The sequence below is a fragment of the Amycolatopsis sp. NPDC114478 genome (assembly GCF_055633805.1).
The window spans coordinates 123,768-147,561 of sequence record NZ_JBVKDO010000006.1 but is presented as its reverse complement, the minus strand read 5'-3'; the positions used below and the strand labels follow the sequence as shown (position 1 = coordinate 147,561).

The following is a 23,794-nucleotide window of genomic DNA, read 5'->3' as shown; positions in this document are numbered from 1 at the left end:
GGAAACCCGTGCTGTGCTGATTACAGGCCATCGCGGACTTGGCTGGGAGCGTTGTCCGCAAAGGACAATCAATCCCGGGTTTTCCAGGAGAAGACGGGGACGCCGGCGTCGTTGCCGGGCCGTCCCGGGGGCTAGGCGGACACCGGTCCCGCGAGGGCGGAGAGGTCGTGTCCGCCGCGTTCGGCGGCGCCGAGCACGAAGTCCCGCACCGGCGACGGCACCCCGAGGCCGTCGACGTACGGGTCGGCGTGCGTGAGCAGGCCGGCGTCGGCGATCTCCTCGGCCAGCTCGTCCAGCGCCGCCGGCCACGGATCCGGTGCACCCGGCGAAGTTCGCGCCAGCTGCTCCAGCAGTTCGCGCGCGGGCGGGCTGAGCGTGCGGTACGCCGACTCCAGGGAATCCCGCAGGGACAGGTCCCCGACGCTGAGCCAGTCCACCGTGTTGCCGTTCAGGCGCCATTCTTCGACGACCCGCCGCAGCGTCAGCCGCGGCCGCGACGCGATCTTGCGCAGCGCCAGGTCGAGCGCGAGCGGCAGGTCGCCGCACAGCTCGGCGAGGCGGTCGCAGTCGTGGCCGGCGGAGACGGCGACGTGCGGCAGCGCCGCGGTGATCATCGCGATCGAGTCCCCGCGCGGCAACGGCGTCAGCTGCAGCCGGTGGACGTCCCGCAGCCCCAGCAGGCGTTTGCGGCTCACCAGCAGCGTCGTGCTCGTGGTCGTCTCGGCGAGCAGCGGGCGCACCTGCTGCTCGTCCTGGACGTTGTCCAGCACGACGACGAGCCGGCGTTCGGCCAGCAGCGTCCGGTACAGCCCGGCGCGGTGGTCGAACGTGCCGGCCAGCTGGTCGTCGTCGACGCCGAGCGCGCGCAGGAACCCGTCGAGGACGTCGGCGGTCGCCGGGGCCGGGGGAGCACCGCCGCCGTGGCGCAGGCCGCCGAGGTCGGCGTAAAGCTGCCCGTCGTTCTCCTCCGCCGCGATCGCGTGCGCGTGGTGCAGGGCCAGGTCGCTCTTGCCGACGCCGGCGGGCCCGCTGATCACCATCGGGGTGTCGCGCGGGGACCGCAGCCAGGCCAGCTCGGCCGCCCGTCCGGTGAACCCCCTGGGTCTCGGTGGTAGCTGCGCCGGGTGCGGCGGGGTGCCGCGGCGCTGGAATAACGTCGGTCTTCTCTTGCGGCCCCCGAACGGGGGCTGCGTATAGCCGCTCGTCGCTGCGTGCCAGTGCCGGCGCCACGCCTCGTCGTCGCCGCCGCACGCGGCCACGAACGCCAGCGTCACCTGCAGCGACGGCATCCGGTTGCCGCTCGCGGCGCTGGAGAGCACCGACGACGAGAACATCGCCGACCGGGCCATTTCCCGGTAGGTCGGGTTCCCGGCCCGCGCGCGCAGTTCGCGCAATTCCCGGGCGAACTGGGTGGCGATGCCACCGGACGTGTTGACGGGTTTTTCTGGTCTGCCCATGTGAATCCCTTCCCCTTTGTTCACTCAGAGTCGCTCGTGGAAGCCGGTGTCTCTTCCGCTTCTTGGCGGCCTTGCTAGCCCGTTCGGGTATTTCGATGACACTTGGTGGATCATTTCCGGGTGCTTTTTTACGACGTCCAGGTGAATTGCGGCAACACTCGACGGCCGCCCGCGCGCAGCGGACGGCCGTCGGGGGCCGGGCTCAGGCGGCCGCGGGGCGGGCCGCCGTCATGCCGAGCAGCGCGCACAGCGCCGCGACCAGGCCGAGCGCGCCGCACAGCCACCAGACGCCGTTGCCCAGCGCGACCCACGCGGCGACGCCGAACAGCGGGCCGAGCGCCATGCCGAGCCCGAAAGTCGCCTGGTGGGCGCTGATGTAGCGCGCCTTGACGGCGGCCGGGAACGTCGAAGGGTAGGCGAACATCGTCGGCCCGTTGACCATGATCCCGAAGACGAACACGACCGTGCAGACGACGAGCGCGACCGCGGAACCGCCGCTGAGCCCGAACCCGGCGACGCCGAGGCCCATCAGGACCGTCCCCGCGGTGGCGGCGACGTAGCCCGGCCAGCGCGTGACGTACGAGGTGATCTTGAGCTCGCACAGGATCAGCACGGCCGACGCGGTCACCAGCACGACGCTGTACAGACCCGCGGAGTGCCCCTCGGCGGTGATCTTCAGCGGCAGCGAAACCGTGTACTGGACGTAGATGACCGACCCGATCAGCACCGAGGCCAGGAAGAACCAGAACCGCCCGTCCCGCAGCAGGATCCCGTACGCCGTGCGCGTCCGGCCCTCCTTCGGGGACGCCGGTTCGCGCTCGACGCGGTGGTCGGGCAGCAGCCGCAGCGCCACGCCCGCGTAGAGCAGCGCGGTGGCCGCGTCGAACCACAGCAGGAGGTTCCAGTCGAGGAGGATGAGCCCGGCCGCGACGAGCGGGCTGAGCGCCGCGCCGAGGTTGAGCGCGATCCGCATCATCGAGAAGCCCATCACGCGGTCGTCGCCGGGCATCAGCTCGCTGAGCAGGACGGCGGCCGCGGGCCGGTAGCTCTGCGTCGCGAGGCCCGCGAGCAGCAGCGCGGCCAGCAGCGGGACGTAGAAGCCGGGACGGCCGAACACCGGGACGACGGACAGGACCGCGGCCGACCCCGCCATCGCGGCGGCGATCGTCGCGCGCGGGCCGATGCGGTGGACCAGCTCGCCGCCGAGGAGCCCACCGAGGACCGAGCCGACGCTGTAGGCGGCGATGGCGACGCCGGCCTGTCCCGCGGAGAACCCGCGGAAAACCAGGTACAGCACCATGAACGTCTGGACGAACGCGCCGAGCTGGTTGACGAGCACGCCACCGAGCAGGTAGCGGACCGGCGTGGGCGTCCGGCGCAGGACGGCCCGCACGCCGGCGGGTCTTTCGGTGGTGGTCACGGCCGAGCCTCCAGGTGGCTTGCGAAAGGGGGTGCCGCACCCGCGATCCGGGGTGCCGGCTTCCTCATTGCAGCGGCCTGGCCGGTTGACCGGCAGAGTTGTTTTCGCCGGAAAATCAATTCCGGGGTGATGTGGGCTACGCGAAATGTCGGAGCGTGACGCCGTTGTCGCGGAATTCGCATTACCCGCGCCCGGCCGGACGCGGCGATTGCTGCATCCGGCCGGTAAGCGGGGAAATCAGAGCCCGACGACCAGTTCGTGGTCGATTTCGACGAACTCGGTGATCAGGTCGGCGAACTTGCCGGCGATCAGGTCCTTGTAGACAGCCGACCCGGTGTGCGCGTCGTAGGCGGCCTGGTCGGCGAAGTGCTCGACGAACAGCAGGAAGTCCGGCTTGGCGGGGTCGCGGTACACGCGGAAGGACAGGGTGCCGTCCTCCTGCCCGGGCCCGAGCGGCGCGAACTCGTGGACGAGCGCCTCCGCCTCGGCCTGCTTGCCCGGCTTGAGGGGGATGGGGAACACCTTCGCCAGCATGGGAAACCTCTCGGTAGTGCGGTGCTTGCTTCGCCGACCACTGTGCCGAGCGCAGGCGGGCGCGTCCGGCCAGATCCGGACACGTCTTCTCGGGGGGTGCTTATCTCCCCAGTCATGTCCGGATCCGGCTAGCGCCCGCCGGGCCCCATCCCCTACACCTGGGGCATGACGACTTTTTCGGCCGTGGTCACCACCGGCATCTACTGCCGGCCCGGGTGCGGGGCGAAGCCGCTCGCCGAGAACGTGAAGACGTTCGAGCTGGCCGCCGAGGCGGAGGCCGCCGGGTTCCGGGCGTGCCTGCGCTGCCGTCCCTACCGCGTCGCCGGCCCGGTCGCCGCCGACGCGCCCGAGCTCGTCTGCCGCGCGATCCAGCTGATCATCGCCGGTGCGCTGGACACCGGCACCGAAGCCGCGCTCGGCCGGCGGCTGGCGGTGTCCCCGCGGCACCTGCGCCGGCTCTTCCACGACCACCTCGGCGTGACCCCGGACCAGCTCGCCCGCTCGCGGCGCGCGCACTTCGCGCGTCGCCTGCTCGACGACTCCGACCTGACGGTCGCGGACGTGGCGTTCGCCGCCGGCTTCGGCAGCCTGCGCCAGTTCAATCGGGACATGAAGCTGGTCTTCCGCGCGTCCCCGGTCGAGCTGCGCAGCCGGCGCCGCAAGGCCGACCGGATCGCCGCGGACGGGGGCCTGCGGATGCGGCTGCCGTTCGCGCCGCCGCTGCACTGGGACGCGCTCACCGCGTTCCTCGCCGAGCGCGCGGTCCCCGGCGTCGAGTCGGTGCGCGACGGCGTCTACCGGCGCACGATCAGCCTCGACGGCGAAGCCGGCGTCATCGAGGTCGAGCGCGGTGGTGACGACCACCTGCTGCTGACCGCGCACATGCCGTTCTGGGAAGGCCTCATCCACGTCGTCGACCGCGTCGGGCGGATGTTCGGCGTCGACGCCGACACCGCACCCGCCGAGGCCGCGCTCGCCGGCGACCCCGTCCTCGGCCCGCTCCTGCGCGAACGGCCGGGCCTGCGCGTGCCGGGAGCTTGGGGCTTCTTCGAGATCGCGGTGGAAGCCGTGCTCAGCCAGTACAGCGTCCGGACGCGCGTGCGGCGGCAGCTGGCCGCGCTGGTCGAAGCGGCGGGGCAGCCGGTGCCCGGTCTCGAGCACGGCCTGACCCACCTGTTCCCGTCGGCCGAAACCCTCGCCCGAGCCGATCTCGACGCGGCCCGGCTGTCCGCGGCGGCCGCGCGGACGCTGCGCGGGTTCGCCTCCGCCGTGGCCGAGGACGAGACCCTGCTCGACCCCGGCGCGAGCCTGGCCGACTGCACCGCCGCGCTCACGGCGTTGCCCGGCATCGAGCAGAGCACCGCCCAGGAGATCGCGCTGCGGCTGGGGCACGCCGACGCCTTCCCGGCCGCCGAGCGCACGGTCGAGACGCAGCTGCTCGAGCACGACGTCTTCGCCGTCGCCGGCCGCATGGCCGCCGCCTGGCACCCGTGGCGCGCCTTCGCCGCCACCCACCTGATCGCCGCCGGCACACCGACGCCGGCCGCTTGACCACCCAAAAGGAGAACCGATGCCTGCCAAGCGCCTCGCCGAGCGGCTGCGCGCCCTGCACACCGACCGCACGCTGGTGCTGCCGAACGCCTGGGACGCCGCCAGCGCGGCCCTCATCGCGCGGGCCGGGGCCCCGGCCATCGCCACCACCAGCGGCGGGGTCGCCTGGTCCGCCGGCCGGCCCGACGGGCACGGCCTCACGCGCGAGGAGATGGCCGAGCTGGTCGCGCGGATCGTGCGCGTCGTCGACGTGCCGGTGACCGCCGACATCGAGGGTGGCTACGGCCCGTCCGCGGACGACGTCGCGGCGACCGTCCGCGCGATCGTCGACGCCGGCGCGGTCGGGATCAACCTGGAGGACTCGACCGCCCCCGGCGGCCCGCTGTTCGACGTCCCCTCGCAGGTCGGCCGGGTCCGCGCGGCCCGGGACGCGGCGACCGCGGCCGGCCTGCCCGAGCTGTGGATCAACATCCGCACCGACGTCTACCTCTTCGGCATCGGCGAGCCCGAAGGCCGGCTGGACGACGTCCTGACCCGCGCGGGCGCCTACGCGGCGGCCGGCGCGGACAGCCTGTTCGTGCCGGGGCTGATCGACCTGGAGACGCTGACCGTGCTCGTCAAGGAGAGCCCGCTGCCGGTCAACGTGATGGTGTGGCCGGGTGCCCCGACCGTCGCGGAGCTGGAAGCCGTCGGCGTCCGCCGGATCAGCGTCGGCACGGCGATCGCCCAGTCCGCCTACGCCGTCGCCCAGCGCGCGGCGGCCGAGCTGCTGGAGCACGGGACGTACACCGCGCTGGAGGGCGGCCTGGACTTCGGGGCCGTCAACAGCGCCGTGACCGGCTGACTCCTTCCCCGGACAGGGCCGCGGCGGATTCCCGTCGCGGCCCTGTCTACTTCCTTTTTGCACCCCGTTGATTTTCCTTGGTGGACAACCGTTTCCATCAATTAAACCGCTGGCTTCAATCACTTCCACGACCGAGAAGAAGACCTCGAGGGAAGTGATGTGATGACCGCAGTCGAGCCCCTATCCGTCCGGCCGCCCGAAACCGCCGCGGAGATCCTCGCCCGGGCGCAGGCCCTCGCCCCGGTGCTGCGGGACCGCGCCGAAGAGATCGAGCGGGCCCGCCGGCTGCCCGCGGACGTCGTGGACCTCCTGCGCGGCACCGGGGTGTTCCGGATGGGGTTCTCCCGCGCTCACGGCGGTCCCGAGCTGACCTCGATCGAGCAGACCGAGGTGATCGAGGCCCTCGCCTACGGCGACGCCGGCGCCGGGTGGTGCGCGATGATCGGGTCGGACACCGGTCTCTACGCGTCCTTCCTGGACCACGCCGTCGCCGAAGAGATGTTCCCCAGCCTGGACATGGCGACCGCGGGGCTGCTCTTCCCCAACGGCCGCGCGGAAATCGTCCCCGGTGGCTACCGCCTGACCGGCCGCTGGCAGTTCGGCAGCGGGGTCACCCACGCCGACTGGGTCGTCTCCGGAGCGTTCCTGTACCGCGACGGCGAGCCCGAGCACGACTCGATCCTGCTCATGGTGCCGAAGGCCGACGTCGAGGTGCTCGACACCTGGCACACGACCGGCCTGGCGGGCAGCGGCAGCTGCGACTACGCGATCACCAACGTGTTCGTGCCCGCCGAGCACACGCTCACCTTCGCCGAGGTCCGCGGCGGGTCCGGGCCGCTGGCCCAGCCCGAGGTCCACATGCGGAACATGCCGGGCGTCGCGCTCGGCGTCACCCGCGCCGCGCTCGATCACGCGACGGACACCGCCGTCGCCGCCGGGCGCGAGGACGACTACCGCACGCAGACCACGATCGCCGACTGCGAAGGCGACTTCGCCGCGGCTCGCGAAGGCGTCTACGGCGCTTTGCGGCGCCAGCACGAAGTCCTCTCCGCGGGCGGCACCCTCGACGACCTGACCCCGCGCGAGCGGGCCGCGCTCCCGCTGTCGCGGCGGCACGCGTTCCGCACCGCGCGTTCGATCGTCAGCCGCCTCTACGACCTCGTGCAGACGTCCGCGATCTACCGGCCTTCGCCGCTGGACCGCTGGCTGCGCGACACCACCACGATGTGCCAGCACATCGTGGCGCAGGACCGGATCCTGCAGACCGCCGGCGCCCACCTCCTGGGCGGCCGGCCCGCGTTCCCGCTGGCCCTCGGCATCACCTCCAGCCGGCGCTGACTCCACCCCACCCAGAAGAAGGAAGATACCCATGCGCAAGCTCCGGGCCGCCGTGTGCGCGGCCGCCGTGCTGGCCGTGACGCTCACGGCGTGCAGCACCCCGAGCGGCACCACCGCCGCTCCCTCGCCGGACGGCGCCGCCGCGCCCGCCGGCGCGGCGAACATCGACCGCGACGCCGTCATCAGCTACAGCGAGACCGAACCGGCCAACTCGCTGGTGCCGGGCAACACGACCGAGGTCGGCGGGATCAGCGTGCTGGGCACGCTCTTCCGCGGCCTGATCGAGTACGACGCCAAGACGGCCGCCCCGCACAACGCCGTCGCGGACTCGGTCACCACGACCGACTCCAAGGTGTGGACGATCAAGCTCAAGCCCGGCTGGACGTTCCACGACGGCACCGCCGTCACGGCCAAGAGCTTCGTGGACGCGTGGAACTACACCGCGTACTCCCCGAACCTGATGGCCGGCGCCAGCTACTTCTCGCACGTCGTCGGCTTCGCGCAGGTCAACAACGCGACCGCGGACGGCAAGCAGCCGGCGACCCTGCCGGCCGCCAAGGAGCTGTCGGGCCTGAAGGTCGTCGACGACAAGACGTTCACCGTCACGCTCGACGCGCCCTTCTCGGAGTTCGGTGTCCAGCTCGGCTACGCGGCGTTCTTCCCGATGCCCGCGAGCTTCTTCGCCGACCGCAAGGCGTTCGAGGCGCACCCCGTCGGCAACGGCCCGTTCGAATTCGGCTCCTACACGCCGGGCAAGGACCTCGTCGTCAAGCGGTTCGACGGCTTCGCCGGCGCGCAGAAGCCGAACATCGGCGGCATCGACTTCCGCTTCTACACCGACCTCGACCAGGCGTACGCGGACGTCCTGAAGAACAAGCTCGACTTCCTCTCCTTCACGCCGTGGACGTCGACGCAGGGCGGCAAGATCAAGAAGGACCTGCCCGAGGACCGGCGCAAGACCTACACCTACCTCGGCTACCAGGCGATCGCGTTCCCGCTGTTCGACAAGCGCTACGCCAGCCCGCAGTTCCGCCAGGCGATCTCCATGGCCATCGACCGGAAGGCCCTGATCCAGCAGGTGTTCAACGGCGGCCGCACCCCGGCCGACGGCCTGGTCGCCCCGAACGTCCAGGGCCACGTCGACAACCAGTGCGGCGAGCTGTGCACCTACCAGCCGCAGAAGGCCAAGCAGCTGTTCGACGCCTCGGGTTTCCAGGGTGACATCGAGCTGACCTCGAACATCGACTCCGGCAACCAGGAGTGGATGGAGGTCATCTGCAAGCAGATCCAGGCTTCGCTGGGCCACACCTGCAAGTTCACCCCGCAGACGACGCTGGGCGACTTCCGCAAGCAGCTCAACAACCGGACCGTCACCGGCATCTACCGCTCGGCGTGGGTCGCGGACTACCCGTCGATCGAGAACTTCCTCAACCCGCTGTTCCGCACCGGGGCGGCCTCGAACGTCGGCCAGTACTCGAACCCGAAGGTCGACGACCTGCTCAAGCAGGCCGACGCCGCGCCGTCGCAGCAGCAGGGCCAGGCGCTCTACCAGCAGGCCGAGAAGCTCGTCCTGCAGGACATGCCGACCATCCCGATCTGGTGGCAGTCCGGCACCGCCGCCTGGGCGTCCCGGTTGCACAACGTCCAGCCCACCCAGTTCCGCGAGCTCGACCTCTTCAGCGTCACCGTCGGCAAGTAGCTCCCTGCGGCGCGCCGCGACCCGGCGCGCCGCAGGTCGATCCGGCAGAATCTTCCAGAAAGAAGACAGAGATGACTGTCCACGAAGTGGATGTCCTGATGATCGGGGCCGGCCCGGCGAACCTCGCGCTGGCCGTCGCCCTCGAGGAGTGCGGCCGGTCCGGCGTGGCCGGCGGCGCGATGATCCTCGAACAGCACGAAGACGTGAAGTGGCAGCGGAACCTGATGCTGCCGTGGGCGCGCAGCCAGGTGTCCTACGTGAAGGACCTGGTGACCCTGCGCAACCCGCGCAGCCGCTTCTCCTTCCTCAACTTCATGCACGAGCGCGGCGAGCTCGACGAGTTCGTCAACCTCGGCACCTTCAACCCGTTCCGCTGGCAGATCTCGGCGTATCTGCAGTGGGTCGCCGACTCGCTGGAGCGGGTGCAGGTCCGCTACAACGCCCGCGCCGTGCGGGTCCTGCCGATCCACTCGGAGTCGGGCCAGGTGCTCGGGTTCACCGTCCCGCTGTCCGACGGCGACACGATCCTCTGCCGCGACCTGGTCGTCGGTGGCGGCCGCGACGCCCACGTGCCCGAGGTGTTCCGCGGGCTGCCGGCCGAGCGGGTCGTGCACAGCACCGAGTTCAGCACCCGCGTCGCTTCGACAGCAGGGCTCGCCCGCCCGGGCAAGCCGCTGCGCCCGGTCGTCGTCGGCGGCGCCCAGAGCGCGGCCGAGATGTTCATGGCGCTGCACCAGGAAGCGCCGGGCTCGTCGCCGACGCTGCTGCTGCGCGCGATCGCCCTCAAGGACTACCAGACCAGCAAGTTCGTCAACGAGCTGTTCTTCCCGTCCTTTGTGGACGAGTTCTTCACGATGTCCGAAGTGGCGCGGGAACGGGTGCTCGCGGAGATGCACCTGACCAACTACGGCGGCCTGGCCGCACCGTTCCTCGAAGAGCTGTACACCATGATCTACAAGCAAAAGATGCTCGGGAAGCCGGTTTCGACGGTCCGCGGCTCCGCCGACGTCGTCGGCGCCCGGGCCGAGGGTGACGAAATCGTCCTCGACGTCCGCGACCTCAAGCACGACACCATCGAGCGGATTCGCTGCGACGCGGTGTTCCTCGGTACGGGCTTCGACCCGCGGATGCCGGCGATGGTCCGCGGCCTGGCCGACGCGATCGGCCTCGACGGGATTTCGGTGAACCGGCAGTACCGCGCCGACCTCGGCGCCGGCGCCCACGGCGCGCTCTACCTGCAGGGCGTCAACGAGGCGACGCACGGCATCTCCGACTCGCTGATCAGCGTGCTGGCCCAGCGCTCGGCCGAGATCGCCGGCGACATCGTCGAACGGCGCGGCACCGGCCCCGACGAGGACCGCCGCCGTTCCGACGAGTCCGTGGTGGTGGCGGTATGATCGACGTCCGCCCCCTCGACCGCGCCAACCTGGAACGCGCGTACGGGCTCGACTCCCAGCGGCTGCTGCCCTGGCCGGAGCTCAACGCCCCGTTCGAAGGCGCCTGGTGCGTCCTGCGCCCGCACACCACGTCCACCGCGCACTCCCACCACGAGTACGAGATCTTCATCGCGCTCTCCGGTATCGCCACGCTGGTCGTCGACGGCGTGCGGCACCCGTTCTCCGCCGGCGACATCGTCCGGCTGCCGCCCGGCTCGACGCACTGCGTCACCAACGAAGGCGACAAGGACTTCGAGTACTACGGCGTCTGGTGGGACACCGGGATGTCCGCTCAGTTCACCGCCCGGCACGAAGCAGGCGTGTCATGAGCGCCCGGACGGTCGTCATCTCGCCCGCCCCGACGGCGAACGGCGACCTGCACCTCGGGCACATCGCCGGCCCGTTCCTGGCCGCCGACGTGCACACCCGCTACGCCCGGTCGCAGGGCCGGGAAGTGTTGCTGGGCACGGGGTTCCAGGACACCTCGACGTTCGTGGTGACGACCGCTTTTCGTCGGGGCGTCACCCCGGAGGAGCTGGTCGCCACGTCGGCGGCGCAGATCGCCGCCAGCTTGGACGCGATGGGCATCAGCGTCGACGGCTACACCGGCGACGACGACCGGTTCACCAAGTGGGTCGTCGACTTCGTCGGCCGGCTGTACTCGGCGGGGAAGCTGGAACTGCGCACGATGAAGTTCCCGTACTCGCCGAAGTCGGGCCAGTTCCTCGTGGACGGGTTCGCGTCCGGTAGCTGCCCGGAGTGCCTGGCCGACTGCTGCGCGGGGCTCTGCGAGAGCTGCGGGCAGCTGGTCGCCGCGGGCGACCTGCTGGACGTCCGGTCCACTTTGGACCCGGCGGATCCGGTGGAGCTGCGCGAAGCCGACGTGCTCGTGCTGCCGGTCGAGCGCTACCGGGCCGGGCTGCGGGCGCACTTCGCGGCGCACGCGTCGGGAATGCGCCCGCACATGGCGCAGGCGATGGCGGCGATGCTGGCGCGGCCGCTGCCGGACTTCCCGGTCACGTACCCGACGTCGTGGGGCATCGAGGTGCCGTTCCCGGAGGTCGCGGGGCAGCGCGTCAACCCGAACGCGGAGCCGATGGCGTGGAGCATGCACGCCACGGCGTTGTCGGCGGGCTCGTCCTCTGAAGACGAGCTGTGGCTGGCCGGCGCGGGTTCGGAGGTCGTGTACTTCCTCGGGTTCGACAACATCTACCCGTTCGCGATCGCCGGCCCGGCGATGCTGCTGGCGTTGGACGGCCGGTACGACCTGCCGGCGCGGTACCTGACCAACGAGTTCTACGAGCTGGACCACCGCAAGTTCTCGACCAGCCGCGGGCACGTGGTGTGGAGCCGCGAGCTGGCGGCCGAGGTGCCGCGCGACCTGATCCGCTTCCACCTGGCGGCGACGAGCCCGGAGCACCAGCGGACGAGCTTCAGCCGCGACGCGCTGGTGCGGGTGACGTCCACGCGGCTCGTCGAGCCGTGGAACCGGGTGGCGGACAAGGTCAACCGGTGGGTCGGGCTCGGCCCGCTGCCGGTGTCGCCCCGGTCCCGGCGGGCGGCGTCGCGGATGGCGTCGCGGTTCGCCGAGTCGTACGAGCTGGCCGGGTTCAGCTTGAACCGCGCGGCGGAGACGATCACCGAGCAGCTGGCCCGGCTGGACGCGCGCCCGGTGATGGGAGCGGACGCGGGCGACTTCTGCTTCGAGGTCGACCGGTTGGTTCGCGGTGCCGCGCCGATCCTGGTGGATCTGGCGGAGCGGGTGCTGGGGCAGGACGCGGGGGCGGACGCGGAGTCGTTCACCCCCGCGGCGCTGCCACGGCTGAGGGAAGCGGAGGCCGGACGATGACCGCCGCGACGCGGCAGGAGGAAATGGCGGCCGCGGCCGCCACCGGCACCGCTCCGGCCGCGCCCACCGCGGTTCCGGCTGCCCGGCCGGGGCAGGAGCGAGCGATGCTCATCCCCGGGCCCGCTCCGGCGATGAGCACCGCCCTGGCCGGCACCGCGCCCCTCGGGGCCAGCGCCGGCCGGGGTGACCTCGGCCGCGCCCGGGCGAGCCTCGCCGGGCCCACGGCGGGCCTCGCGGTCGGCACCGGTCAAGCGTCGCCCGGCGCCGAGGTCCTGCTCGGCGCGGGTCACTCCGCGCCCAGCCTCGGCGCCGCGTCCCGCGCCGGACGGACACCGCGGACCCGGCGCGGAAACCTCCGCGTCGTGGTCGTCGGGGCCGGGATCACCGGTCTGCTCACCGCCATCCGGAGCGTCCTCGCCGGGCACCGCGTCGTCCTCCTCGAACGCGGGCCCATTCCGCACCCCGGCGCCACCTCCTTCGACCAGCACCGGGCGCTGCGGGCGCTGGTCGTCGGGGACCGCGTCGCCACGCGGAAAGCCGCCGAGCTGCACCGGCGGTGGCGAGAACTCGACGCCCTGCTCTGCGACCACCTGCCCGGGGCCGGCCTCTACCGGCGCGTCGGCGTCCTCCAGGCGCTGCCGCCCGGGCAGGTGCCCGCCGCCGTCGGCACCGCGAGCGCCGCCGGGGTGCCGATCCGGATCGTGCACCCCTCCGCCTACCCGCTCCTCGGGTTCCCGCGGGGCAGCGGCGCGGTGTTCGAACCGCACGCCGGGACGCTGCTCGCCGACCGCGTCCTGCACGCGGCCGCGCGCTGGCTGCGCCACCACCCGGACGCCGAGCTGCGGCCCGGCCGGGAGGCCGTCGCCATCGACCCGGACCAGGCGAAGGTCCACCTGGCCGACGGCACCTCCGTGCCCGGTGACGTCGTGCTCGTCGCCACCGGGCCGTGGACCGGGGCGCTCGTCGACCGGCCGGTCGCGCTGCACCGCCAGACCATGGTCTACCTGCGCCCGCCCGCCGCGCTCGCCCACGCCTGGGCGGCGACGCCCACCGCGGGCGGCCTCGGCGCCGACGGGCGGGCCTGGCTGCTGCCCTCGGTCGCGGGGACCCTGCTCAAGGTGAGCACCGACGCCGTCCGGCGCGAGGTGACCACCCTGGCCGGCCCCGACGACGACGCGGGCTGGGCGGCACGCGTCCTCGCCGCCGGCGTCGTGTCCGATGTGGACGGTTACGACGTCGTGCGCGTCAAGCACTGCCACTACGCCACCGCCGCCGGCGGCGACACCGGCTTCGTCCGCGTCGGCCCCGCCGCGTGGGCCCGGCCGGCCAGCGGCCCCGACGGCTTCCGCACCGCCCCGCTCGCCGCGGACGCGGTCGTCGCCGCTCTCGCTTCTCCGACCCGAAGGGATCTTCGATGACCACGACCCCGGGCGCGCTGCTCGTCATCGGCAGCGGCCTCAAGCTCTACCGCGAATACCTCGTCAAATCCGTCGCCGCACGCGCCCGCGAAGCCGGCCTGCGGCTCGTCCTGATCAACAACCTCAAGCCGACCTGGCAGCACGAGTACTTCGACGACATCACCGTCGTCAACGTCTTCGACCACGCGCTGCTCGCCGAAACCGCCCGCGAGCTGGCCAAGAACTACGCCGTGGCCGGTGTGCTCTGCTGGGACGAGCCGCTGGTCATGCCCGCGGCCGAGCTGGCCGCCGAGTTCGGCGTGCCGGGCCTGAGCATCCCCGGCGTGCACGGCTGCCGCGACAAGCACAGCTGCCGCGTCCGGCTCACCGCCGCCGGCCTGCCGCAGCCCGGCTTCCACCTCGCCGTCGATCTCGACGACGCCCGCGCGGCGGTCACCCGCATCGGCTTCCCCGTGGTCGTCAAGCCGCGCGCGCTCGGCGCCAGCATGGGCGTCTCCCTCGCCCGGGACGCGGCCGAGTTCGACGCCGCCTACCGCGTCGCCCACGAGGCCAGCCTCGTCGGCGACGAGCCCTACCGCGGCGGCGCCATCATCGAAGGTTTCGCCGACGGCCCGGAGATCAGCATCGACGGCGCCGTCCACAAGGGCGAGTACCTGCCGATGTTCATCGCCCGCAAGAGCACCGGCATGCCGCCGTTCTTCGAGGAGACGGGCCACGTCGTCGACGCCGCCGACCCGCTGCTGCGCGACGAAGAGCTGCTGCGCGTCCTGGCCGACGCCCACCGCGTGCTCGGCATCGAGAACGGCATCACCCACACCGAGGTCCGGCTGACCGGCCGCGGCCCGGTGATCATCGAGGTCAACGGCCGGCTCGGCGGCGACCTGATCCCGTTCCTCGGCAAGACGGCCACCGGCATCGACCCGGGCAGCGTGCTGTTCGACGTCGCCACCGGCCAGCGCCCGGACGTCACGCCGACGCGCGCGAGCGTCGCGGGCATCCGCTTCGGCTACCCGGACCACGACTGCGTCGTGCACTCGGTCGAGGTGCCGTGGGACGCTCCCGGCCTGATCACGGCGTCGCCGATGGTCGAGCCGGGCACCACGCTGCGGCTGCCGCCCGGCGGCTACATCGCGCGCCACTCGTTCGTCGTGTGCGAGGCGAAGGACGCCGAAACGTGCCGGCAGCGGCTGGCGCACGCGGCCTCGCTCGTCGAGGTCGAGGCCGTCGAGATCGAGCCGCCGCCCGTCGGCACCACCCTGGCGATGCCGGCCGGGCTCCTGGACGTGGACGAATGAGCATCCACTACGACGGCCGCCGGTTCCGCGCGCTGGGCGGCGGCGACGGCACGTACGCGGAGTACCGCCAGCAGGGCGACCTGGTCTGGGCCGAGTTCGAAGGCGGGCATGTCCTGCGCGGCACGGTGACCGGCACGTGCGACGCCGCCGGCGTCCTGCGGCTCGCCTACACGATGGTGCTGCGCGGCGGCGAGGTGATCGCCGGGCACAGCACCAACACCCCGCAGTGGCACGGCGGCACGCTCGTGCTGCGCGAAGTCTGGGAGCGCTACGGCGAGCACGCGGCCACCGGCGTCTCCTACCTCGAAGAGGTCTCGCTGGAGATGAGCGCGTCATGACCAGGTGGGACGCCCTGCGCGGCCTGGGCGAGCTCCGGTTCCCCGGCGACCCCGGCTTCGCGGCCGTGGCGCCGGTGAACCGGCGGTTCGCCGCCACCCGCCCGGCGGCGGTGCTCGCCGTCTCCCGCGCCGGGGACGTCGCCCGGGCGATCGCCTGGGCCCGTGCGGAGTCGGTGCCGCTCACGGTCCGCGGCGGCGGGCACAGCTACGCGGGCCATTCGACGGGCGCCGGCCTGGTGCTCGACCTGCGGCGGCTGTCCGGCATCCGCGTCGACCGCGGCACCGGGCTGGTCACCGTCGGCGGCGCGACGCCGATGAAGGCGCTGTACGCGGGATTGCGGCCGTGGGACTTGACGTTCCCGCTCGGCAACTCCGACACCGTCGGCATCGGCGGCCTGACCCTCGGCGGCGGCGTCACGACGATCTCCCGCGCGCACGGCCTCACGTGCGACGCGCTGGTCTCGACCGACGTCGTCCTCGCGTCCGGGGAGGTCGTCACGGCGTCCGCCACCGAGAACCCGGACCTGTTCTGGGCCTGCCGCGGCGGCGGGGGCGGCCACTTCGGCGTCAACACGAGCTTCACGTTCCAGGCGCGTCCGGCCCCGGCGGGGTCGACGTGTGTGGTGCTTTGGGCGTGGCCGCACGCGGTCGAGGTCTTGGCCGCGATGCAGGAGATCATGCTGGCCGCGCCGGCGGAGTTCTCGGCGCGGATCGGCATCGCGCGCTCGGCGGGTGACGACGGCGTCGTCTCCGTGGTCGGCCACCACCTCGGCCCGGCGTCGGAACTGCGTGAGCTGCTGGCTCCCGCTTTCGCCGTCGCGGCTCCGGACCGCGCCGACATCGAGGACCGCGATTTCTGGGACGCGGCGAGGTTCCTGCACCACAGCAGCGAAGGCGGCGCGTTCGCCGTCCGCACGCGGTGCACGCCGGACGCGCTCGCCGACGCGGGGCTGGAGGCGCTCGTCCGGGCCGTCGAGAAGTGGCCGGGCAGCGGCAACCCCGACGGCGCCGGGGCCGCGTTGTTCGCCTGGGGCGGGGAAATCTCCCGCGTTCCCGTCGAGGACACCGCGTTCCCCCACCGGGACACGAAGTTCCTGCTGAGCCTGGACACGTCGTGGACCGAGCAGGACGCTCCGGGCGTCATTGCGGCGAACCTGGACTGGCTGCACGCGCTGCACGCCGAGACGGGCGAGTTCGCGCCCGACTCCTCCTACGTCAACTTCACCGATCCGGACCTCGAGGACTGGCGCAGCGCCTACTACGGGCCGAACGCCGCGCGGCTCGCCGAGGTCAAGCGCCGGTACGACCCCGGCCGGTTCTTCGAGTCCCCGCAGGAGTTGTGATGGCTCCCGATCTCCGTGGTGCGATGCGCACCTTCGCGACGGGCGTGTGCGTCGCCACGACGTACCGCGACACCCCCGGCGGCCGGCGGCACGACGCCGTCACCGTCAACTCCCTCGGGTCGATTTCCCTGGACCCGCCGCTGGTTTCGCTGGCGTTCCGGCGCGAATCCGCGTTTCTCGGGGACCTCCTGGCGACCGGCCGCTGGGTGGTGTCGATCCTGCCGGCGGACGCGCGCGACGTCGCCCGCCGGTTCGCCGGCCCGCGCGCTACTCGAGTCGTCGCCGGCTTGGAGGCGAAACCGGGGGAGCGGACGGGCGCGCTCGTGCTGGAGGGCGCGAGCTGGCTGGAGTGCGCGCTGGCCGAGAAGTTCGACCTGGGCGACCACACCCTGGTCGTCGGCGAGGTGCTGGCGACGGGCCACGACCGGCTCGCACCGGCGCTGGTGTTCGTGCACGGCGGCTACCACTCGATCACCGACCCGAGGCAGGGGCCGGGGCTCTGGGGTGAGGCGCTCTGACGGGTCATGTCCGAATCTGGCTAGCCCGGGCCGCGGCGGCTCGGGCATGCTCGGCCGGTGAACGAAGACGTGCTGCGCTGGAGCGGCCAGCGCACGGACCGGGTCGACGAGGGGACGCTGCCGGGCCTGGCCCGGCTGACGGGGTTCGTGCGCAGCGTCCGGACGCCGGAGTTCCGCGGCGTGACGTTCCACGAGGTACTGGCGAAGAGCGCGCTGAACCACGTCCCGGCGGACGCGCGGATGCTGCCGGACGAGTACACGATCAACCCGTACCGGGGGTGCACGCACGCGTGCCAGTACTGCTTCGCGCGTCCGACGCACACGCGTCTCGGCTTGAACGTCGCCGGCGACTTCGACAACGAGGTGATCGTCAAGACGAACATCGTCGAGGTGCTGCGGGGCGAGCTGGCGCGCAAGCGAAAGCTGCCACCGCGGGTGGCGTTCGGCACGAACACGGACGTGTACCAGCGCGCGGAGGGCCGTTACGAGCTGATGCCGGGGATCATCGGTGCCCTGTCCGGGCACCGGGTGCCGTTCTCGATCTTGACGAAGGGGCCGTTGATCCGCCGGGACCTGCCGTTGCTGGTGCGCGCGTCCCAGGTGACGACGGTGCACTTGGGTGTGTCGCTGTCGATGCTGGACGAGGAGCTCCAGCAGTCGGTGGAGTTCGGCACGGCGACGACATCGGCCCGCTTGGCGACGGTCCGGGCGATCCGGGACGCGGGGCTGGAGTGCACGGTCTTCCTGTCGCCGATCCTGCCGCACTTGTCGGATTCCGTTGCACAGCTGGAGTCTTTGGTGTCGGCGGTCGCCGCGGCGGGGGCGACGGATGTGCTGTACCACCCGCTGTACTTGTCGTCCGGGGTCAAGCAGGTGTTCTTCACCTGGCTGCGGCAGGCGCATCCGTCGTTGGTGGACTCGTACGTGAGGCTGTATTCATCGGGTTCGGAGACGGGGTACCGGCACGAGATCGGGGCGCGGATCCGGCCGTTGATCGCGAAGTACGGGTTTCCCGAGCCGAGCAAGGCGATCGAGGGCAAGTTCGCGCTGAACGGCCGGCGTGGTCAGCCCCCGGAACCGGCCCAGGCGACGCTGTTCTGACTACTTGGTGCCGCCCGGCGCCCAGAGGCCGTCGGCGTCCCCTGCCTCCAGCCGCCCCCGGTACACGCCGATCTTCCGGTCGATCAGCTTCAAGTTCTCCTCCAGCTCCGCCAACCGCGCCAGCACGTCCGCCCGGTGGTTCTCCAGCAACGCCAGCCGCTCCGCCTCGTTGCCCCGGCCCGCGGAAACCAGCTCCGCGTACCGGCGGATCAACTTGATCGGCATCCCCGTCGCCCGGAGCTTGGTGCAGATCTTGATCCAGTCCAGGTCCAGCTTCCGGTACCGGCGACGCCCGCCGGAGGTGCGGTCCACCTGCGTGACCACCAGGCCCGCCCGTTCGTAGTAGCGCAGCGTGTGCGCGCTCACCCCCGTGCGGCGGGCCGCCTCGGCGATGGTCAGTCCGGCCTCGGGGATCGGTTTGACTTCGAGCACGCTCTAAATCCTAGCGTCGACGACATGAACGTTCCGACTTCGCGCCATCCCGCGCTCGTGCTGGCCATCTGCTGCGCCAGCATCGTCGTCGCGGTGATGGACATCTCCATCGTCACCGTCGCCCTGCCCTCGATCCGCCGCGACCTCGGCGCGTCCGTCTCCGGCCTGCAGTGGACGGTCGACGCCTACACGCTCGTGCTCGCCGGGTTCCTCGTGCTCGCCGGGTCCACCGCCGACCGGTTCGGACGCAAACGCGTCTTCCTCACCGGCCTCACCGTCTTCGGCCTCGGCTCCCTGCTCTGCAGCGTCGCCCCCGGCATCGGCTGGCTCATCGCCGCCCGCGCCGTCCAGGCCGTCGGCGGCACCATGCTCAACCCCGTCGCGCTCGCCATCGTCGCCACCGTCTACCCCGTGCCCGCCGAGCGCGCCCGCGCGATCGGCGTGTTCGGGTCGATGTCCGGCCTGGCGCTCGCGCTCGGGCCGATCCTCGGCGGCGCGCTCGTCGAAGGGCTGGGCTGGCGAGCCGTCTTCTGGGTCAACGTCCCGATCGTCGCCGTCGCCATCGCGGCCACCCTCAAGTGGGTTCCCGACTCCCGGGCGGCCCGCGCACGCCGGTTCGACCCGGTCGGCCAGGTGCTCGTGGTCCTCGCGCTCGGCAGCGTCGTCGCGGCCATCATCGAAGCCCGCGCGCTGGGCTGGACGTCGCCGGTGATCCTCGGCCTGCTCGCCCTCGCCGCGCTCGCCGTGGCCGCGCTCCTGCGCCACGAGCCGCGCCGCGCCGACCCGCTGCTCGAACTGCGCCTCTTCCGCAGCATGGCGTTCAGCGGCGCGATCGTCACGGCGCTGTTCGCGCTCTGCGGGTTCGGCGTCTTCCTCTTCGTCACCACGCAGTACCTGCAGGACACCCGCGGCCTGACGGCGCTGACAGCGGGGCTCTGCCTGCTGCCCGTCGGGGTCCTGGTGCTGGTCCTGTCCCCGCGGACGGGCCGGCTGGTCGGCTCCCGCGGCCCGCGGCTGCCGCTGATCGTCGCCGGGACCGCGCTCGCCCTCGGCGGCGCGACGGCGGCGTGGCTCGGCCCGGCCACCCCGCTGCCCCTCGTCCTGACGGTCTACCTGCTGTTCGGCGTCTTCCTCGGCACGGTCAACCCGCCGATCACCAACACCGCCATCTCCGGGATGCCGGGCTCGATGGCCGGGGTGGCCGGGTCACTGGCCTCGGCCGGCCGCCAGACCGGCACGACCCTCGGCGTCGCGCTCGCCGGGACGGTCGGCGCGGGACCCGGCGTGTGGTGGCTGGTCGCCGCCCTCGGTGCCGGTGTGTTCGTCCTCGCCCTCGTCAGCACCGGCGAGCGGGCGGCCGCCACCGGCCGGCGCGCCGCTGAGCTGTTCGCCGAGGTGGAAGGAGTCAGCCTCCCGCGACCGACGGGATGATCTGCACCTCGCCGCGGTCGCGCAACGCCGTCGACGGGCCGTCGAGCCGGCGGCACTCCTCGCCGTCGACGTAGAAGTTGACGTACCGGCGCAGGCCCGCCTGCTCGTCGCGCAACCGCCGTTCCAGCGCCGGGTACCGCTGCGCGAGCTCGTCGAGCAGCGCCCCGAGCGTGGCCGCCTCGCCGAGCTCGACCTCCAGCCGGGACTCGCCGCCGGTCTTCGCCCGCAGGGGCCCGGGTACCAGCACCGTGATCCGCACGGTCACACCGTCGCTGCGCGGACGCTCAGCACGTCCGGCAGGTGCGAGACGACCAGCTGCCAGCTGTCGCCGTCGTCCCGGCTCGCGTAGACGTCACCGGTCCGCGACCCGAAGTAGATCCCGGCCGGGTCGGCGTCGTCGGCGCACATCGCGTCGCGCATCACCCCGGCCCAGTACCCGTCCGGCAGGCCCGACCCCACCGCCTCCCACGACTTCCCGGCGTCTTCGCTGCGGTACACCCGGCACCGGCCCTCGGGCGGGAACCGCATGACGTCGGCGGTCAGCGGGAACGTGTAGATCACCTCGGGCCGGTGCGGGTGGACGACCATCGGGAAGCCGAAGTCGCTGGGCAGGCCGTCGGCGATGGACTGCCAGCTCGCCCCGCCGTCGTCGCTGCGGTAGACGCCGTGGTGCACCTGCGCGAACAGCCGCTCCGGCGCGCTCGGGTGCATCGCGACCTTGTGCACGCAGTGGCCGTACTCGGGGTAGGGGTCGGGTACGTGCACCGCCTTGATGCCCGTGTTGCTCGCGCGCCAGGACGCGCCGCCGTCCTCGGTGCGGTAGACGCCGCCGGTCGACATCGCCACGGTGACGCGGCCGGGCTCGACCGGGTCCGGGAGCACCGTGTGGATGGCCTTGCCACCACCGCCGGGCGTCCAGTGCTCGCGGTGCGGGTGGTCCCACAGGCCGCGGACCAGCTCGTAGGTGCGCCCGCCGTCGTCCGAGCGGAACAGCGCGGACGGCTCGGTGCCGGCGTAGACGACGTCCGGCTCGCTCGGCGGCCCGGGCACCAGCTGCCAGGCCCGGACGAGGGATTCGGCGGTGTCGGGTGGGAACGCGATGGGGGCGTGGTCGGGCTCGTCCCAGGTCGCGCCCAGGTCGTCGCTGGTGGCCACGCTCGGCCCGAAGTGCTCGCTGGTGACCCCGGCGAGCAGCCGGGGCGTCGACCGGCGCGTGTCGATGCCGACGGCGTAGACCTCGGTCATCGGGTGGTGCGGCCCGGTCACCTCCCAGCCGGCCCGGTCGTCCGTGCCGGTCGCCAGCCACAGTCCTTTGCGCGTCCCGATCGCGAGCACGACAGCCATCCGGCACCTTCCCCTCAGCGTGACCGGTGTCACAGTACTCCGCCGGAAAAATGCCCGGGGGAAAATGTCGAGCGCCACGCGCGGCCGATCGACGCGGGGGTGAAGGCCGGTCAGCGAGCCCGGGACGACCCGGGCCCCGGCCGACGAGAACCAGGAGCACCGACCATGCGTTTCCTCATGATGCACCGGATCGACGAGAACGACCCGGCCGCCTGGAACCCGACTCCGGAGTTCATGCAGAAGATGGGCGGGTTCATCCAGGAGGCGGCCGAGAAGGGCACCCTGATCACCGCGGAAGGCGTGCACCAGACCGACAAGGGCGCCCTGGTCCGCAAGCCGCGCGGCGCGGCCATCCGCGTCACCGACGGGCCCTTCGCCGAAGCCAAGGAGGTCATCGGCGGGTTCGCGCTGATCAACGCCGCCGACCGCGCGGAGGCGGTCGAGTTCGCCAAGCGGTACGTGGACCTGTTCGACCTCGAGATCGAGGTGGAGATCCGCCAGGTCGTCGAGTTCGACGACCTCCCGGCGCAGGACTGACGGCCGCCGGTGGCGCTAGGCTGGCCGGGAACCGTCTCTGGGGGTTGAGCGATGTTCCTGGTCACCGGCGCCACCGGCAACGTCGGCGCGGAAGTGGTCGCGGCACTGGCGGAAGCCGGCGAACCGGTCCGGGCGCTGGTGCGCCGGCCGGACGCCGTTCTCCCGCACGGCGCCGAGGCCGTCGTCGGCGATCTGAACGATCCCGCGAGTCTCGAAGGCGCGCTGAACGGCGTCGACGGGGTGTTCCTGCTGCCCGGCTACCAGGACATGCCCGGCATGCTGGCGCGGGCGCGCGACGCGGGCGTCCGCCGGATCGTGCTGCTGTCCGGCGGCTCGGCCGCGCTCGAAAACCTGGACAACGCGGTTTCGGCGTACATGACGCTGGCCGAGCGCGCGGTGCGGGACTCGGGCCTGGACTGGACGTTCCTGCGCCCGCGCGCGTTCTCGGCGAACGCGCTGCGCTGGCTGCCGCAGCTGCGCGCCGGCGACACCGTCCGCGCGCAGTTCCCGCACGTCGCGGCCGCGTGCGTCGACCCGGCGGACATCGCGGCGGTGGCGGCGATCGCGCTCGCGGGCGGCCACGAAGGACGGATCCACGACCTGACCGGGCCGGCGGCGCTGCGGCCCGCCGACCAGGTCGCGGTGCTGGCCGAGGTGCTCGGCCGGGACCTGGAGTTCGTCGGCCTGTCCGACGCCGAGACGCGCGCCGAGCTCGAAGCGAGCCTGCCGCGCGAGTACGTCGAAGCGTTCTGGGACTTCTACGTCGGCGGAACGCTCGACGAGGCGACCGTGTACCCGACGGTGGCCGAGGTGACGGGCCGGCCCGCAAGGACGTTCGCCGACTGGGCCGAGGCGCACGCGGACGCGTTTTCCTGACAGCTCCCGGACAGTTCCGGTAGGCCGTTGTGCTCCGCCGGGAGCCGCGCCAAGGTGGACCCGGCGTCGGCCGGGAGGGGGAGCGTGAGCGAACGGGAGCGGGCGCGGGCGGATCTTTCCGCGGTCCTCGGGGTGGTTCTCGCCGTTCCCGTGGTCGCCAGCAGCCTGCTGGTGCTGGGCCTGCTCGGCAAGCTCGTCTGGCCGGCGTACTTCTGGGTGCTCCCGGCCGGCTGGGCGCTGGCCGGCGCGATCACGTTCGTCCCGCTCTACGAGCACCTCGTGCTGTCCGTGCTGCTCAAGATGCGCGAGCCCAGCCAACGCGAGCTGACCTGGCTGACGCCGTGCTGGGCGGCGGTGTGCGACGCGGCCGGCGTCGACGGCGGCCGGTACCGCTTGTGGGTGGAGCCGTCGCACGAGCTGAACGCCTTCGCCGCCGGCGGCCGGACCGTCGCGGTGACCCGGGCCGCCCTCGACCTGCCGCGCCCGGGCCTGGAAGCGATCCTCGCCCACGAGCTGGGCCACCACCTTTCCGGGCACACGCGCGCGACCCTGCTGGTGCACTGGCTCGAGCTGCCGGCCCGGGTGCTGAGCCGCCTGGTCCGGCTGATCGCGTGGATCGTGCCGCACGTCGGGCGCGCGTTCCGTTCCTTCGGCCGGCCGGTCGAGGTGCTGGTCACCGTGCTGCTCGGCCTGGGCATCCTCACCGCGCTCGCGTTCCTCGACCCGTGGCTGCTGCTGACGCCGCTGCTCGGCCCGGTGCTCGCCTGGTCGAAGCGGCTCGGCGAGTACCGGGCCGACCGGATGGCGGCGCGGCTGGGGTACGGCCGGGAGCTGGCGCTGCTGCTCAAGGCGTGGAACCTGCGCGACCGCGGGGACGAGCGGCGGCTGTGGTCCCGGCTGATGGCCGGGCACCCCGCGCACATCGACCGGGTCAAGCGGCTGAAGGACCTCGGCGTCCGGCCGTGAGCGCGGTGCGCACGAACGGGTCAGCACCGCCGCCCGGCACGGTGACTTTCTCCGGATACTGGAACCG

23 protein-coding genes are annotated in these 23,794 nt (G+C 72.5%); 17 read left to right on the top strand and 6 right to left on the bottom strand.

The window, feature by feature from the left end; translation table 11 throughout:
- Window positions 1-131: 131 nt before the first annotated feature.
- The 3 genes from ACZ7OH_RS19230 to ACZ7OH_RS19220 all read right to left on the bottom strand — a co-directional run bounded on the left by ACZ7OH_RS19230 (window position 132) and on the right by ACZ7OH_RS19220 (window position 3,399).
- On the bottom strand, window positions 132-1,457 hold the full coding sequence (locus tag ACZ7OH_RS19230) for a helix-turn-helix domain-containing protein (RefSeq protein WP_400903756.1): 1,326 nt from the start codon (window positions 1,455-1,457) through the stop codon (window positions 132-134).
- A 202-nt stretch (window positions 1,458-1,659) separates the two neighbouring features.
- Window positions 1,660-2,877 (bottom strand): MFS transporter, encoded by a 1,218-nt coding sequence (locus ACZ7OH_RS19225; RefSeq protein ID WP_470281998.1) that lies wholly within the window; start codon window positions 2,875-2,877, stop codon window positions 1,660-1,662.
- Window positions 2,878-3,114: 237 nt separating this feature from the next.
- Window positions 3,115-3,399 carry a putative quinol monooxygenase gene (locus ACZ7OH_RS19220; RefSeq protein ID WP_470281997.1) on the bottom strand — a complete coding sequence of 95 codons (285 nt, stop codon included), beginning with the start codon at window positions 3,397-3,399 and terminating at the stop codon, window positions 3,115-3,117.
- A gap of 177 nt (window positions 3,400-3,576) precedes the next feature.
- On the opposite strand from ACZ7OH_RS19220, the gene ACZ7OH_RS19215 reads away from it, so the two are divergent.
- The 13 genes from ACZ7OH_RS19215 to ACZ7OH_RS19155 all read left to right on the top strand — a co-directional run bounded on the left by ACZ7OH_RS19215 (window position 3,577) and on the right by ACZ7OH_RS19155 (window position 18,141).
- Complete coding sequence (locus ACZ7OH_RS19215) at window positions 3,577-4,962, top strand: AlkA N-terminal domain-containing protein (protein WP_470281996.1); 1,386 nt, start codon at window positions 3,577-3,579, stop codon at window positions 4,960-4,962.
- A gap of 19 nt (window positions 4,963-4,981) precedes the next feature.
- Window positions 4,982-5,806 carry an isocitrate lyase/PEP mutase family protein gene (locus ACZ7OH_RS19210; RefSeq protein WP_470281995.1) on the top strand — a complete coding sequence of 275 codons (825 nt, stop codon included), beginning with the start codon at window positions 4,982-4,984 and terminating at the stop codon, window positions 5,804-5,806.
- Window positions 5,807-5,968: 162 nt separating this feature from the next.
- A complete protein-coding gene (locus ACZ7OH_RS19205; protein ID WP_470281994.1) occupies window positions 5,969-7,144 on the top strand; it encodes an acyl-CoA dehydrogenase family protein in 1,176 nt (391 codons plus the stop codon).
- 31 nt (window positions 7,145-7,175) lie between these two features.
- A complete protein-coding gene (locus ACZ7OH_RS19200) occupies window positions 7,176-8,843 on the top strand; it encodes a peptide ABC transporter substrate-binding protein (protein ID WP_470281993.1) in 1,668 nt (555 codons plus the stop codon).
- Window positions 8,844-8,914: 71 nt separating this feature from the next.
- Window positions 8,915-10,240, top strand: coding sequence for a SidA/IucD/PvdA family monooxygenase (locus tag ACZ7OH_RS19195; protein WP_470281992.1), 1,326 nt, complete (start codon window positions 8,915-8,917; stop codon window positions 10,238-10,240).
- A complete protein-coding gene (locus ACZ7OH_RS19190; RefSeq protein WP_470281991.1) occupies window positions 10,237-10,608 on the top strand; it encodes a cupin domain-containing protein in 372 nt (123 codons plus the stop codon). Before ACZ7OH_RS19195 ends, ACZ7OH_RS19190 begins: the two co-directional genes overlap by 4 nt.
- On the top strand, window positions 10,605-12,128 hold the full coding sequence (locus ACZ7OH_RS19185) for a class I tRNA ligase family protein (RefSeq protein WP_470281990.1): 1,524 nt from the start codon (window positions 10,605-10,607) through the stop codon (window positions 12,126-12,128). The genes ACZ7OH_RS19190 and ACZ7OH_RS19185 overlap by 4 nt, the downstream gene beginning before the upstream one ends.
- Window positions 12,125-13,546: an NAD(P)/FAD-dependent oxidoreductase gene (locus tag ACZ7OH_RS19180; RefSeq protein ID WP_470281989.1), complete on the top strand. Its 1,422-nt coding sequence runs from the start codon at window positions 12,125-12,127 to the stop codon at window positions 13,544-13,546. Before ACZ7OH_RS19185 ends, ACZ7OH_RS19180 begins: the two co-directional genes overlap by 4 nt.
- Complete coding sequence (locus ACZ7OH_RS19175; RefSeq protein WP_470281988.1) at window positions 13,543-14,841, top strand: ATP-grasp domain-containing protein; 1,299 nt, start codon at window positions 13,543-13,545, stop codon at window positions 14,839-14,841. The genes ACZ7OH_RS19180 and ACZ7OH_RS19175 overlap by 4 nt, the downstream gene beginning before the upstream one ends.
- A complete protein-coding gene (locus ACZ7OH_RS19170; RefSeq protein ID WP_400903777.1) occupies window positions 14,838-15,179 on the top strand; it encodes an avidin-fold protein in 342 nt (113 codons plus the stop codon). The genes ACZ7OH_RS19175 and ACZ7OH_RS19170 overlap by 4 nt, the downstream gene beginning before the upstream one ends.
- Window positions 15,176-16,522 (top strand): FAD-binding oxidoreductase, encoded by a 1,347-nt coding sequence (locus ACZ7OH_RS19165; protein WP_470281987.1) that lies wholly within the window; start codon window positions 15,176-15,178, stop codon window positions 16,520-16,522. Before ACZ7OH_RS19170 ends, ACZ7OH_RS19165 begins: the two co-directional genes overlap by 4 nt.
- Window positions 16,522-17,040 carry a flavin reductase family protein gene (locus tag ACZ7OH_RS19160; RefSeq protein ID WP_470281986.1) on the top strand — a complete coding sequence of 173 codons (519 nt, stop codon included), beginning with the start codon at window positions 16,522-16,524 and terminating at the stop codon, window positions 17,038-17,040. Before ACZ7OH_RS19165 ends, ACZ7OH_RS19160 begins: the two co-directional genes overlap by 1 nt.
- A gap of 57 nt (window positions 17,041-17,097) precedes the next feature.
- Complete coding sequence (locus ACZ7OH_RS19155) at window positions 17,098-18,141, top strand: radical SAM protein (RefSeq protein WP_470281985.1); 1,044 nt, start codon at window positions 17,098-17,100, stop codon at window positions 18,139-18,141.
- On the opposite strand, the gene ACZ7OH_RS19150 is transcribed toward ACZ7OH_RS19155, so the two are convergent.
- A complete protein-coding gene (locus tag ACZ7OH_RS19150) occupies window positions 18,142-18,573 on the bottom strand; it encodes a MerR family transcriptional regulator (protein ID WP_470281984.1) in 432 nt (143 codons plus the stop codon). It abuts the gene before it with no gap.
- 24 nt (window positions 18,574-18,597) lie between these two features.
- On the opposite strand from ACZ7OH_RS19150, the gene ACZ7OH_RS19145 reads away from it, so the two are divergent.
- Complete coding sequence (locus ACZ7OH_RS19145; RefSeq protein WP_470281983.1) at window positions 18,598-20,004, top strand: MFS transporter; 1,407 nt, start codon at window positions 18,598-18,600, stop codon at window positions 20,002-20,004.
- Here the strand turns inward: ACZ7OH_RS19145 and ACZ7OH_RS19140 are convergent.
- Window positions 19,979-20,263, bottom strand: a complete 285-nt coding sequence (locus tag ACZ7OH_RS19140; protein ID WP_400903786.1) for a MoaD/ThiS family protein — start codon at window positions 20,261-20,263, stop codon at window positions 19,979-19,981. The two genes, ACZ7OH_RS19145 and ACZ7OH_RS19140, sit on opposite strands and share 26 nt — an antisense overlap.
- A gap of 2 nt (window positions 20,264-20,265) precedes the next feature.
- Complete coding sequence (locus ACZ7OH_RS19135) at window positions 20,266-21,348, bottom strand: WD40/YVTN/BNR-like repeat-containing protein (RefSeq protein WP_400903787.1); 1,083 nt, start codon at window positions 21,346-21,348, stop codon at window positions 20,266-20,268.
- 165 nt (window positions 21,349-21,513) lie between these two features.
- Here ACZ7OH_RS19135 and ACZ7OH_RS19130 point away from each other — a divergent pair, with 165 nt between their 5' ends.
- The 3 genes from ACZ7OH_RS19130 (at window position 21,514) to ACZ7OH_RS19120 (ending at window position 23,727) form a co-directional block, all read left to right on the top strand.
- The gene (locus tag ACZ7OH_RS19130) at window positions 21,514-21,885 is read left to right on the top strand and encodes a YciI family protein (RefSeq protein WP_470281982.1); all 372 of its coding nucleotides are present in this window, start codon (window positions 21,514-21,516) and stop codon (window positions 21,883-21,885) included.
- A 51-nt stretch (window positions 21,886-21,936) separates the two neighbouring features.
- A complete protein-coding gene (locus ACZ7OH_RS19125; protein WP_470281981.1) occupies window positions 21,937-22,761 on the top strand; it encodes an NAD(P)H-binding protein in 825 nt (274 codons plus the stop codon).
- Window positions 22,762-22,845: 84 nt separating this feature from the next.
- Window positions 22,846-23,727, top strand: coding sequence for a M48 family metalloprotease (locus ACZ7OH_RS19120; RefSeq protein WP_470281980.1), 882 nt, complete (start codon window positions 22,846-22,848; stop codon window positions 23,725-23,727).
- The last annotated feature ends 67 nt before the right edge of the window (window positions 23,728-23,794 follow it).